The organism is Pseudomonas sp. ICMP 10191 (genome assembly GCF_001467335.1).
Taxonomy (GTDB): domain Bacteria; phylum Pseudomonadota; class Gammaproteobacteria; order Pseudomonadales; family Pseudomonadaceae; genus Aquipseudomonas; species Aquipseudomonas cerasi.
The window spans coordinates 36361-48223 of sequence record NZ_LKGW01000108.1 but is presented as its reverse complement, the minus strand read 5'-3'; the positions used below and the strand labels follow the sequence as shown (position 1 = coordinate 48223).

Here is an 11863-nt window from a genome sequence, read left to right as displayed (position 1 = left end):
GATCCGTTCACCCGATTCACGCCTCGACTGTCCTGTCGGCGCGTTGTCGCGGTGCACCCTCGCAGCGAGACCTTAAGCAGGCCTGCCAGCGCAAGCCCTGCGCTTGAAATCAAACGAGTGTCGCTACGACAGGTGTTTTTCTCTGGTGCACGTAGCCGCAGACAACAACAGGCATGTCCGGTAAACCTTTCGCGCAATTGTCCGAACAGGTCGCTGACTGTATTGGGTATACAGCCAGACTGGAGTGAACATACTTGCAATGTTTTGCGTCATCGCCAGAGCCCATTCGACTCAAACAGGTATTAAAGTGACTAAAGATGAACTGCGCGCGGAACTTGAGCGCCAGGAGCAACGCTACAAGGATGTCTACGGCGGTGAAATCACCACCTACGCCGCGCAACCGGAACCGGAACGCAAGCCCTGGCGCAAAAGAGCCAGCCTGCTGGACCAGGCGTTCAAGCAAGAACTGCAAAAAATGGAAGAAGGCCTGAAAGAAGAGCCGTGACAGCGCGGGTCTGATGACCCTGCCCGATTCGCCTCTCACTTCCAGCACTCTGAATTACATGCCTTACTGCCTCATTGAGCATTCAACGGGGCGGCGCTCATGCGTCTTTTTTTTGGTTTGAGGCGACACCTGGCGGTGACGACAAGTCGTTCGGTATTTTTTCTGTCATAATCGCGCCCCCTTCAGACCCGGTCAGAAAACCTACATGATCGATTTATTCAGCGGGCTTGATGCCTGGGTGCTTGTGAGCCTGTTGCTCGCCCTGGCTTTCGTCCTCACCTTCGAGTTCATCAACGGCTTTCATGACACCGCCAACGCGGTGGCGACAGTCATTTACACCAAAGCGATGCCGCCTCATCTGGCCGTGTTCTTTTCCGGTGTATTCAACTTTCTCGGCGTGTTGCTGGGCGGCGTAGGCGTTGCCTATGCCATCGTCCATCTGCTGCCGGTCGAGCTGCTCATCAACGTCAACACCGGACATGGCCTGGCCATGGTGTTCTCGCTGCTGGCGGCGGCGATTACCTGGAACCTCGGTACCTGGTACTTCGGTATTCCGGCCTCCAGTTCGCATACGCTGATCGGCTCGATACTCGGTGTGGGTCTGGCCAATGCGCTGCTCAACGATATCCCGTTGGCCGATGGCGTGAACTGGCAAAAAGCGATCGATATCGGTGCTTCGCTGGTGTTCTCGCCGCTGGCCGGCTTTATCGTTGCGGGTCTGGTGCTGGTTGCCCTGAAATGGTGGCGCCCGCTGTCGAAGATGCACAAGACCCCCGACCAGCGCCGCAAGCTGGATGACAAGAAGCACCCGCCGTTCTGGAACCGTCTGGTGCTGGTCATTTCCGCCATGGCGGTCAGCTTCGTACACGGTTCGAATGACGGCCAGAAAGGCATTGGCCTGATCATGCTGGTGCTGATCGGTATCGTGCCCAGCCAGTTCGTGCTTGACCTCACCAGCACCACCTATCAGATCGAACGCACCCGCGATGCGACCCAGCACCTGAGCCAGTTCTATCAGCGCAACAGCAGCACGCTGGGTGAATATCTGGCGATGGGTAAAGCTGAAAAAGGCGACCTGCCGTCCAGCTCCGCCTGTAATCCGAAGCAGACCGAACCTACCATCGACGCGCTGCTCGACCGCCTGAAAGGCGTGTCCGACTACCACGCGCTGGCCCCTGAAAGCCGCATCGAAGTACGTCGCTATCTGTTGTGCCTGGACGACACCGCCCGCAAGGTCGGCAAACTTCCGGACCTGTCTGCGCGTGAAAAATCCGACCTGGAGAAACTTCGCAAGGACCTGACCACCACCACCGAATACGCACCGTTCTGGGTGATTCTCGCGGTGGCACTGGCGCTGGGCATCGGCACCATGGTCGGCTGGAAACGCGTGGTCCTGACGATCGGCGAGAAGATCGGCAAGCAGGGCATGACTTACGCACAAGGCATGTCGGCGCAAATCACCACCGCCTGCGCGATCGGTCTGGCCAACGTGTTCAGTCTGCCAGTCTCCACCACGCACATTCTGTCTTCAGGTGTAGCTGGCACCATGGTCGCCAACAAGAGCGGCCTGCAAGGCGGAACCGTGCGCACCATCCTGCTGGCCTGGGTGCTGACCCTGCCGGCGACCGTCGCCTTGTCCGCAGCGCTGTTCTGGCTGGCTTCCAAAGCCCTGGCCTGATCTGAAACCCTTTGGGCGGTGCATGCATGGCGCCGCTCAAGGGTTTGACTCACTTCCCCTCTTGCGTCCCCTCCTCCTCAAGCCCTTCAACAGGCGCTTGCGCTTGCTGCAGCTCGCGCCACAGTGCTGCGGCTCCGTCGAAATCAGTGCCGTTTTCCGCAGTCAGTTCAGCAGGGTCATAGCGGCTCAGGCAGCCTTCGCCAAGCGTTGCCGGAGCGGTGGAAGTGGCTTTGTCGAGAGGATCGGTCATTGGCGGTCACCTTGCGCGTTGCACCATTGCCGACATTGAGTCGGGAGCGCGACGGGCGCGCTCCGGAAAAGATAGATCAGTCGAAGACGACTGTCTTGTTGTCGTGAACCAGAACGCGGTCTTCCAGGTGAGCACGCAGGCCGCGGGCCAGCACCATTTTTTCCACGTCGCGGCCGAAACGCACCATGTTTTCGATGCTGTCACGGTGGCTGACGCGCACGACGTCCTGCTCGATGATCGGACCGGCGTCGAGCTCTTCGGTCACATAGTGACAGGTCGCACCGATCAGTTTGACGCCACGCAACGAGGCCTGGTGATAAGGCTTGGCGCCGACGAACGATGGCAGGAAGCTGTGGTGGATATTGATGACCTGATGGGCATATTCACGGCACAGCTGTGGCGGCAGGATCTGCATGTAACGCGCCAGAACCACGACGTCGGCCTGGTGATGACCGACCAGACGCGATACCTCGGCGAACGCAGGCTCCTTGTCTTTCGGGTCCACCGGAACATGGTAGTAAGGGATGTCATGCCACTCGACCATGCTGCGCAGGTCCTGGTGGTTTGAAATCACACAGGCGATGTCGCAGTCGAGTTCGTCACTGTGCCAACGGTGCAGCAGGTCAGCCAGACAGTGCGATTCACGACTTGCCATGAGCACGACGCGCTTCTTCTGCGCCGAGTCGGTAATGCGCCAGTCCATCGAAAACTCTTCGGCAATCGGCGTGAAGGCTTCACGGAACCCGTCCAGGTCAAAAGGCAGGGTGTCGGCACGAATCTCGTGACGCATGAAAAACCAGCCGCTGAGATTGTCAGAATGATGACTCGCTTCGGTGATCCAGCCGTTATGGGACGCCAGAAAGTTACTGACTTTGGCAACGATGCCTACACGGTCCGGGCAAGCAATCACCAGACGAAAAGTGCGCATTAGGGGAAACTCCAGAACTTCGCAAAGCCGCTATTCTAGCGGCTGCGCAGCAAAACTGCAGTATCTCTGTTGCCTGAATTCGGATGCCGAAAAAGCACACCGCCAAGGCCAAAGATTGCACCTTGCCAGTATGGGTTTTTACGGGGTCCGCCGCTAAACAAAACCTGTAATAAGGAGGGCTTTATAGCGGCGATCTTTTGAAGGACGCACGGCCCACCCCTAGTTCAGAGGTCTGTAGGACGCGTGTATATTGCTAAATAATTCAAATAAAACTTTTATTTAATGTTTACTTGCTCATTTACAGTGACTATTATTGCCGCACTGTATCCCTGCAACCCTCACAACATAAGGTCTCCTCATGTCCCTGATCAACGAATACCGCGCCACAGAAGAAGCCATCAAAGAACTGCAAGCCCGTTTGAAGAACCTGTCGCAAGACGACAAACTGCAAACCGAGCTGGAATTCGAAGGCAAACTGCGCACGCTGATGGGCGAATACCAAAAGTCGCTGCGTGACATCATTGCCCTGCTGGATCCGGATGCCAAGGTAAACAAGGCCCCTCGTGGCGGCGCTGTTAAACCTGCCGGCACCAAACGCGCGCGCAAGGTCAAGCAATACAAGAACCCGCACAACGGTGAAATCATCGAAACCAAAGGTGGCAACCACAAGACGCTGAAAGAGTGGAAAGCCAAGTGGGGCAGCGACGACGTTGAAAGCTGGGCCACTTTGCTGGGCTAAGCTTCACAAGGTCGCGGTTCATCGCGATTGCAAAAACGCCAGCTTGCTGGCGTTTTTTATTGCCCGGTATTTTCTATACGCCCAGACGGTTACTCAGTTCGTTTGCATAATCCTGCCATTGCCGCAACACCTCCAACTGCTCTGGCGCGGCACTAAGGGAGCATTTTATCAATGCGGCCGTAAAGTCATGCAGGGTGTTGGGAGCGCCCCATTCCGGGCTGCGCAATCGCTGCTGACAGAAATCCCGCCAGCGTGTTTGCTCTTCGCCACTCAAGGTGTCAGGAAAGTTACGAGCGCGATACCGGAATAACAATTCAGGCAATCGGGCATCATCAAACGGCCAGGCGTCACGCGCCAATTGTTCGGGTTCGGCCTGCCGAACTTGCTCACACAGTCGACGATCACGGTCCCCCATAAAACCATCATATAACTGCTGTTCGGGATCTTCACTTGCGGCGAAATCGTCCTTGCCGTAAACGGCCGCCAGTTTATCGTGCCAAACTTCGCGGTGTTCACTCAATTGCGTTGCGCGTGCCTGATAGCCGGCCATGTCCAGTTGCAGCCGCTGCTGATCTTCGCTACGCAGCACCCCCAGCGGCGCGATCACCGGGCAGCGGTTTATATGCAATAGTTTGAGCGGCACGGGCAATTCGCCGTCGCCCAGCGCGTCGTGCCGCGTATATAAACGCCGTTTGAGTATTTCAGCGTCCTCGTGCAACAACGGTGAATGATCCAGGTGCAGATCACACACGATCAGCGCATTGCGATTATGCGGGTGCCATGCCAACGGCAGCACCACGCCGAGGTAATTGCGCGCCGCAGAAAAGCGTCCGGAAATATGCACCAGAGGCTGCATCAGGCGAACCTGCTCCTGGACTTTCTGTTTGCTGCGCAATGCAAACAAATAGTCATAAAGCTTCGGCTGCTTTTCACGAATCAAACGGGCCAGAGCAATAGTTGCACGCACATCGGATAACGCGTCGTGCGCCTGTCCATGATCAATACCATTGGCAGCCGTCAGCCGCTCCAGTTTCAGCGTGACCCGACCGTCCTGTTCCGGCCAGACAATGCCATCGGGGCGCAATGCATAGGCAGCCCGGACAACATCGATCAGATCCCAGCGACTGTTGCCCCCCTGCCATTCGCGGGCATAGGGGTCGAAGAAGTTGCGATAAAAACTGTAGCGCGTGACTTCGTCATCAAAACGCAAGGTGTTGTAACCCGCGCCACAGGTACCCGGTGCCGACAGTTCGGCATGTACGCGCGTCATGAAATCGGCCTCGCACAAGCCTTTTTCTGCCAGCGTGGCTGGAGTGATTCCGGTAATCATGCAGGCGGCAGGATGAGGCAGGATGTCATCGCTGAGCTGGCAGTGCAGATTGACCGGAGCCGCGATTTCATTGAGGTCGGTATCCGTGCGAATCCCGGCCATCTGCAGCGCACGATCATTGCGCGGGTTGATACCGGTGGTTTCGTAGTCGTACCAGAAGATGCTGGAAGTCACGGGCTGATCCTGAACAAAAGACCCGCGAAGTGTAGGGCGTGACAGGTGTCATTGGCTAATCGGGTCGTATCCGGCGCACCGGGAAATGTTTTCTTACAGCCCGCGTATTGAATGGTCGGTTGCTTAGCTCCGCTGCGGTAGCTAGCATCAGTTTTCGTTTTCAGGCGCGTCCTTCCGACAATGTCATCCCGTCCCGCTTCGCCAAGGAATGCAGCGCTGCCCACGCCATTGGACACGCGCATTGAAATCGAGACGCCAGAAGGCATCGACATGCTTCTGCGCCCTGCCGGGCTGGTTTCCCGCGCACTGGCGTTCGGCATCGACTTTGCTATTCGCGCAGCCCTCATCGGCGTGTTCTTTGTGCTTCTGCAACTGTTCGACAAGCTCGGCATGGGTCTGGCCGCATTGGTGTTTTTTCTGCTGAACTGGTGGTACATGGTGCTGTTTGAAGTGCTCAACCAGGGACGCACACCCGGAAAGCGCCTGCTCGGGCTGCGGGTGGTGCATGACGACGGCACGCCCATAGACTGGTCTTCGTCGCTGATCCGCAATCTGCTGCGCTTCGTCGACATGCTCCCGCTGGGCTACGGGCTGGGGGCGATCACTTGTCTGAACCATCCGCTATTCAAACGGCTGGGTGATCTCGCCGCCGGAACGCTGGTGATTTACAGCGACCGGCCGGTGGCGCGCCCTACCCTGCCGCAGGCCGAACCGGTCATGGTGCCCTTTGCCCTGCATCTGGATGAACAGCGGGCGGTGCTCGGTCTGGCGGAGCGGCAGGGTGAACTGTCCAGCGCACGAACCCAGGAACTGGCGGCCATCCTTGCCGAACCCTTGCGTATCCCCACCGACACGGCGGTCGCTCATGTCAACGGCATCGCCCGCCACCTGCTGGGGCCGACATGAAGCAGAGCCTGTTTGAAACCCGCCATCAGCAGGAGTGGCAACGCTTTGAGCAGCGCCTGACGGCCCTTGAACAGGGCAAGGGCGATGTCAGCGGCGGCGAGAGCTTTCCCGGCGATTATCGACGCCTCTGCCACCATCTGGCGCTGGCCCAGGAGCGCGGCTACAGCAGCCATCTGGTCGACCCCCTGCACCAATTGGCCATGCGCGGTCACCAGCAACTCTACCGTCACCGCAGCACTGCCGGGGTACGACTGCTGAGCTTCGTTCTGAGCGGCTTTCCGCGACGCGTGCGGGCCGAGTGGCGCTTTGTACTGGTTGCCAGCCTCCTGCTGTTCGGCAGCCTGATCGGCATGGCGTTGCTGGTGTATGGTTTTCCACAACTGATCTACAGCGTCGTCAGCCCCGAACAACTGGCAGACATGCAGAGCATGTATGACCCGTCGGCCAGCCGGGTCGGACAGCCCGTCGAGCGGGGTTCCGATACGGACTGGATGATGTTCGGCTACTACATCATGAACAACATCGGTATCGCCTTCCAGACCTATGCCAGCGGTTTGCTGTTCGGACTGGGCAGCCTGTTCTTCCTGCTCTTCAACGGCTTGATGAACGGCGCAATCGCCGGGCACCTGACAGACATCGGATACGGACAGACCTTCTGGCCCTTCGTCATTGGTCACGGCGCCTTCGAGCTGACGGCCATCGCCCTCGCCGGGGCGGCGGGTCTCAAGCTGGGCTGGGCCTTGCTGGCCCCCGGAAGGCTGACGCGCAGTGCCGCGCTGCGCATCGCCGCGCGGGCAAGTATGCAACTGGTCGGCGGGGTAATCCTGTTTCTGCTGATCGCAGCCTTCATCGAGGCGTACTGGTCATCGATGACCTGGCCCGGACCACTTCTCAAGTACGTGACAGGTACCGTCCTGTGGGTGATGGTGGCCGCGTATCTGACTCTGGCAGGACGTACACCTCATGCGCCTGACTGAGTCGACCGTTGCCATACGCCCGCGCTTGCCCTGGGAAGCCATCGACCTGGGCGTGCTGCTCGCCGGGCGGCACCGCCGCGTGCTGATGAGCAGTTGGGCAATCGTCACCCTGCCCTTTTTCGGCATCCTCAGTGCGTTGCTCTGGGATTACCCCACGGCCGCCATCCTGCTGTTCTGGTGGCTCAAACCTGCGTTCGAACGGTTGCCGCTGCTGATCCTTTCGCAGTCACTGTTCGGTGCCACGCCGACATTGGGACAGGCCCTCAAGGCATGGCCGGCGACCCTGAAGGAGCAACTGCTGCCCAGCCTCCTGTGGCGACGTCTTTCCCTGAGTCGCAGTTTCCAACTGCCGGTGCAGCAACTGGAACATCTGGCAGGTACCGAGCGCGCCCTGCGCATCAGCCTGCTCAGCCAGAAAGACCTGCGTGCCGCACAGCTGCTCACCATCGTTGGCGCACACCTGGAATACGCACTGTGGATAGGCCTGCTGATCCTGCTCTACGCCCTGATACCGCAGCAGATCCAGATCGACTGGCACTGGATAAGTCTGCTCGACGTTGAAAACCAGTGGCTGTGGATCGACCACCTGACCAACCTTTTCTATGCCTTGGCGCTGATCATCTGGGAGCCTGTGTATGTCGCCTGCGGCTTCACCCTGTATTTGAATCGCCGCACGGTTCTTGAAGCCTGGGATATAGAGCTGATCTTCCGGCGCCTGCGACAGCGCCTGATCGGCACGGCCTATGCGGTGTTGATGGGCGTCGGGCTGGTACTTTCTGCAGCGCCAGCACCGGCTTGGGCCGATCAACCCAGCTACAGCTGCCCATTGCCGGAAACCGCTCAGACGGACCCTGACCCGTCCATGGCCGCGCCCGACACACCGCGCCTGACCCGCCAGTCCCTGACCAGCGAAGCGGCACGCAGCCAGATCCAGAACGTTCTGCAACAACCGCCCTTCCGTAATCCAAAGACTGAAACCGGCTGGCGCTTTCCTGAAAAACAGAAAGGCCAGTCTGCGGCTCGGGACACGCGCGACCAGAGCTGGCTGATGACCTGGCTCAATCGGCTTCTGCGCGCAGCGAGCGCCCTGGCCAGCCTGATTGAAGTGCTGCTGTGGGCCGCGATCATCGTGCTTGTGGGGCTGGTGATCTTCCGTTATCGGGACTGGTTCAGGACCTTCGCAGGCCGAGAGGTCAGCAAGGTAAAAATCACCCGCCCGGCGCCGGAGCAACTTTTCGGCCTGCAAGTCAGTGCCGAAAGCCTGCCCGACGATGTTGCCGGCCGGGCCGAACAGCTCTGGAACAGCCAGCCTCGCGAAGCGCTGGGTCTGTTGTATCGCGCCCTGCTCAGCCGCTTGCTGAGCGACTATCGATTGCCATTAAAAAATGCCGATACCGAAAGTCAGGTGCTGGAACGTATCGCCGCGCTCAACCAGCCGCGGCTGAGTGAGTTCAGCCACACGCTGACCCTGCACTGGCAGAACCTCGCCTATGGACATCGCCTGCCACCGGCCCATGCCCGGCAGGAACTCTGCGATGGCTGGCGTCGTCTGTTCAGCCAGGCAGCGCAGCCATGAGCCGCCGCACCGGCCTGCTGATCGGGCTGCTGGCCCTGTTGCTGCTGGCAGGCGGCGCGCTGTTTCTGAGCACTCAGCTCGAGCGCTACGAGAAAACGGTCGATCAGGGCCCCTCGCCACAGGCGAAGGCCAATCCCTGGCTGGCGGCCGAACATTTTCTGCGTGGCCGCTCCATCACGGTCAATACCATCGACACGCTGGCTCAACTTCCCGACCCGACTCAGAGCACCCAGACCCTGTTGCTGCTCGATGACCGGGAAGACATGACCCCGACGCAAACCCAAAAGCTGCTGAACTGGGCCGAGGCAGGCGGGCACCTGCTGTTCGTCGCCGAACAACTTTGGGACGAACAAAAAGGCCGCAGCGGCGATCTGCTGCTGGACAGTCTGCAGATTCATCAGTACCTCACCAAAGACATCAATGCCAAGGAACAGCAGTTGACCGACGCTCAGCCGCCACTGCCCATCCCGCTGATGACGCCCGCCCCCAAACGTAAGAAAATGCCCTGGCCGGAGCTGACCCGCCTGTACCTGGAAAACGAAAGCGCCCCGGCCTACATGAGTTTCGATCCGGCGTTTCACCTCGAAGACCCGGAAGATCACGCTCAATCCTGGGCCAACAGCGCCGATGCCACACACCTGCTGCAAATAAGCCGGGGCAACGGGCTGATCACCGTCGTCACGGACGCCAACCTGTGGAAAACCCGCTCGATCGGCCACTATGACAATGCTTGGCTGCTCTGGTATCTGACGCAGGACAGCCAAGTGACCCTGGTGCTGCAAACCGAACACGACAACCTGCTGAGCCTGTTGCTGAGCAACTATCCTCAGGCGCTGCTGACGCTGGCACTGCTGATCGGCCTGGGTCTTTGGCACATCGGTCTGCGCGAGGGCCCGTTGCGCAGGCCCGCGCCACTTGCACGCCGCCAACTGACCGAGCACCTGCGCGCCAGCGCCGAGTTCCTGCGCAAACATACCGGGCAGCAGGCGCTGATCAAACGCCTGCAACAGGACATCCTGCGTCGCGCCCGCCAACTGCATCCCGGTTTCGAGCGGCTGGTCGTTGCCGAACAATGGCAAGTGCTTGCACGCCTGACCCGTCAGCCCACCAGCGCCATCAGCGACGCACTGCGCCCTCGCCCGCCGCAACGCCTGTCACACAGCGAATTCACCCGCCAGGTAGCCCACCTGCAAACGCTCAGGAATGCCTTGTAACCCGGCACCCGCAGAGGGCCGTTTTTCTGTACATCAATCACCCGGTGTGTGAATGCCAGGCCGACTAGGGATCATTCCAGTGAGCCCTGTCCGATAAACCACGTCCAGCAGCGTATAACGAATAAAGGGGGGCTCTTTCCAGGCAGAAGGAGCTACCCCAGGCATCGGGTCACATGCTTCACCGCCTGATAGGCCGCCAGTCCCCAAGGCCCGAGCTCACGCCCGACACCGCTGCCCTTGTTGCCTCCCCACGACGTTTCGACAAATACCGCCTGGATCGAGTTGATCCACACATGCCCTACGTCAAGCGCATCGGCCACCCGTTCGGCGCGCTCGATATCAGCGCTGGCAACCGTCGCCACCAGCCCAAAGCAGCTGTCATTGGCCAGGTCGACAGCTTCCTGTTCAGTGCTGAAACAGCGGAGGCACAGCACCGGACCAAAGATTTCTTCACTCCACAGGCGACTGCTGACAGGCACGTCGCGGTACAACGTCGGGCTGACGAACCAACCATCACGTGCCAGTGCTGTTCCACCGGTCAGACACTGCATACCCTCCTCCCGGGCAACAGTGAAATACTCACGGACCTTGTGCCACTGCGCCTCACTGCTCAGTGGTCCCATGTCGACGTCTTCAGTCAGCGGATTACCGACCCGCAGCGCTTCGAATGCCTTCTGCAAACGAGGAATCAATGCCTCGGCGATGCCCTCCTGAACCAACAGCCGCGAGGTGGCCGAGCACATTTGCCCGGCGTTCCAGCAGATGCCTGCGACGATCCATTCCACCGCCTGATCCGGATCGCAATCGTCGAATACGATAATCGCGGATTTACCGCCCAGCTCCAGCGTCACCGGCCGACAATACGCCGCTGCGCTGTGCATGACCTGGCGGCCCACACCGTTGCTGCCGGTGAACGACAGCTTGTCCAGACCGGGATGGTTGCTCAACGCTGCGCCGGTATCAGCCCTGCCGCTGACGATATTCAGCACTCCGGCGGGCAAGCCGAGCGCGTCGGCAATTTCGCCGTAAACCTGCTCGATCAGGGGCGTGACCTCCGAGGGCTTGAGCACCACAGTGCAACCGGCAGCCAACGCCGGAGCGAGTTTCCAGGCACTGGTGACCAGCGGAAAATTCCACGGCACGATCAGACCCACTACGCCCACCGGCTCCAGGCGGGTACGCGAAGTAAAGCCGGAGGCGGCCAGTTCAACCTCGCGATGGGTGGGCTGAGCCTCGAGCAGGTGGGCGAAGTAACTGAACGTTGCCACGGCGTCATCCAGATCGACTTCGGCTTCATGACGAGGCTTGCCGTTATTGCGCATCAGCAGCGCAATCAAGGCTTCGCGGCGCTGCGCGAGGTGATCAGCAAAGCCGCGCAGCAATGAGGCACGTTCGGCAGCAGGCGTATTTTTCCAGACGGGAAGCGCGGCGCGGGCAGCGGCGACAGCCTGATCGACCTGCGCGCTGCTGGCGCTGATCACTTCGGCGAAGGGCTGGCCCAGAGCGGGCTCGTGGACGATCAGAACGTCAGCACCCTGGCCTTCCAGCCAACGACCGTTGATGTAATGCGGGGTGTTCATGGCAGA

The 11863-nt window shown here is 59.7% G+C and carries 11 protein-coding genes; 7 read left to right on the top strand and 4 right to left on the bottom strand.

Annotated elements, in window-relative coordinates:
- Positions 1-307 precede the first annotated feature (307 nt).
- Both AO388_RS13150 and AO388_RS13145 read left to right on the top strand, forming a co-directional pair.
- Complete coding sequence (locus tag AO388_RS13150; protein WP_002554967.1) at positions 308-505, top strand: hypothetical protein; 198 nt, start codon at positions 308-310, stop codon at positions 503-505.
- 205 nt (positions 506-710) lie between these two features.
- Positions 711-2183: an inorganic phosphate transporter gene (locus AO388_RS13145; RefSeq protein WP_003363847.1), complete on the top strand. Its 1473-nt coding sequence runs from the start codon at positions 711-713 to the stop codon at positions 2181-2183.
- 49 nt (positions 2184-2232) lie between these two features.
- Here AO388_RS13145 and AO388_RS13140 read toward each other — a convergent pair whose 3' ends face one another.
- Both AO388_RS13140 and purU read right to left on the bottom strand, forming a co-directional pair.
- A complete protein-coding gene (locus AO388_RS13140; protein ID WP_058416578.1) occupies positions 2233-2433 on the bottom strand; it encodes a hypothetical protein in 201 nt (66 codons plus the stop codon).
- Positions 2434-2509: 76 nt separating this feature from the next.
- Positions 2510-3361, bottom strand: a complete 852-nt coding sequence (purU, locus tag AO388_RS13135; RefSeq protein ID WP_003363851.1) for a formyltetrahydrofolate deformylase — start codon at positions 3359-3361, stop codon at positions 2510-2512.
- A 358-nt stretch (positions 3362-3719) separates the two neighbouring features.
- Here purU and mvaT point away from each other — a divergent pair, with 358 nt between their 5' ends.
- Positions 3720-4100, top strand: coding sequence for a histone-like nucleoid-structuring protein MvaT (mvaT, locus tag AO388_RS13130; protein WP_058416577.1), 381 nt, complete (start codon positions 3720-3722; stop codon positions 4098-4100).
- A gap of 73 nt (positions 4101-4173) precedes the next feature.
- Here mvaT and sbcB read toward each other — a convergent pair whose 3' ends face one another.
- On the bottom strand, positions 4174-5604 hold the full coding sequence (sbcB, locus tag AO388_RS13125) for an exodeoxyribonuclease I (RefSeq protein WP_058416576.1): 1431 nt from the start codon (positions 5602-5604) through the stop codon (positions 4174-4176).
- Positions 5605-5784: 180 nt separating this feature from the next.
- Here sbcB and AO388_RS13120 point away from each other — a divergent pair, with 180 nt between their 5' ends.
- The 4 genes from AO388_RS13120 to AO388_RS13105 are packed head-to-tail and all read left to right on the top strand — an operon-like array spanning position 5785 to position 10277.
- Positions 5785-6510: an RDD family protein gene (locus AO388_RS13120; protein WP_058416575.1), complete on the top strand. Its 726-nt coding sequence runs from the start codon at positions 5785-5787 to the stop codon at positions 6508-6510.
- Positions 6507-7487 (top strand): stage II sporulation protein M, encoded by a 981-nt coding sequence (locus AO388_RS13115; RefSeq protein ID WP_058416574.1) that lies wholly within the window; start codon positions 6507-6509, stop codon positions 7485-7487. Before AO388_RS13120 ends, AO388_RS13115 begins: the two co-directional genes overlap by 4 nt.
- Positions 7474-9063, top strand: coding sequence for a DUF4129 domain-containing protein (locus AO388_RS13110; RefSeq protein WP_058416573.1), 1590 nt, complete (start codon positions 7474-7476; stop codon positions 9061-9063). The genes AO388_RS13115 and AO388_RS13110 overlap by 14 nt, the downstream gene beginning before the upstream one ends.
- On the top strand, positions 9060-10277 hold the full coding sequence (locus tag AO388_RS13105) for a DUF4350 domain-containing protein (RefSeq protein WP_058416572.1): 1218 nt from the start codon (positions 9060-9062) through the stop codon (positions 10275-10277). The genes AO388_RS13110 and AO388_RS13105 overlap by 4 nt, the downstream gene beginning before the upstream one ends.
- 152 nt (positions 10278-10429) lie before the next feature.
- Here the strand turns inward: AO388_RS13105 and AO388_RS13100 are convergent, their stop codons facing one another.
- Complete coding sequence (locus AO388_RS13100; RefSeq protein ID WP_058416571.1) at positions 10430-11857, bottom strand: aldehyde dehydrogenase family protein; 1428 nt, start codon at positions 11855-11857, stop codon at positions 10430-10432.
- Between the last annotated feature and the right edge of the window lie 6 nt (positions 11858-11863).

Bases quoted from the DNA above. Each gene is read 5' to 3' on its own strand.
- AO388_RS13145 (WP_003363847.1), top strand. From the start codon at position 711: ATGATCGATTTATTCAGCGGGCTTGATGCCTGGGTGCTTGTGAGCCTG.
- mvaT (WP_058416577.1), top strand. From the start codon at position 3,720: ATGTCCCTGATCAACGAATACCGCGCCACAGAAGAAGCCATCAAAGAA.
- AO388_RS13105 (WP_058416572.1), top strand. From the start codon at position 9,060: ATGAGCCGCCGCACCGGCCTGCTGATCGGGCTGCTGGCCCTGTTGCTG.
- purU (WP_003363851.1), bottom strand. From the start codon at position 3,361: ATGCGCACTTTTCGTCTGGTGATTGCTTGCCCGGACCGTGTAGGCATC.
- AO388_RS13140 (WP_058416578.1), bottom strand. From the start codon at position 2,433: ATGACCGATCCTCTCGACAAAGCCACTTCCACCGCTCCGGCAACGCTT.
- AO388_RS13120 (WP_058416575.1), top strand. From the start codon at position 5,785: ATGTCATCCCGTCCCGCTTCGCCAAGGAATGCAGCGCTGCCCACGCCA.
- AO388_RS13115 (WP_058416574.1), top strand. From the start codon at position 6,507: ATGAAGCAGAGCCTGTTTGAAACCCGCCATCAGCAGGAGTGGCAACGC.
- AO388_RS13100 (WP_058416571.1), bottom strand. From the start codon at position 11,857: ATGAACACCCCGCATTACATCAACGGTCGTTGGCTGGAAGGCCAGGGT.
- AO388_RS13110 (WP_058416573.1), top strand. From the start codon at position 7,474: ATGCGCCTGACTGAGTCGACCGTTGCCATACGCCCGCGCTTGCCCTGG.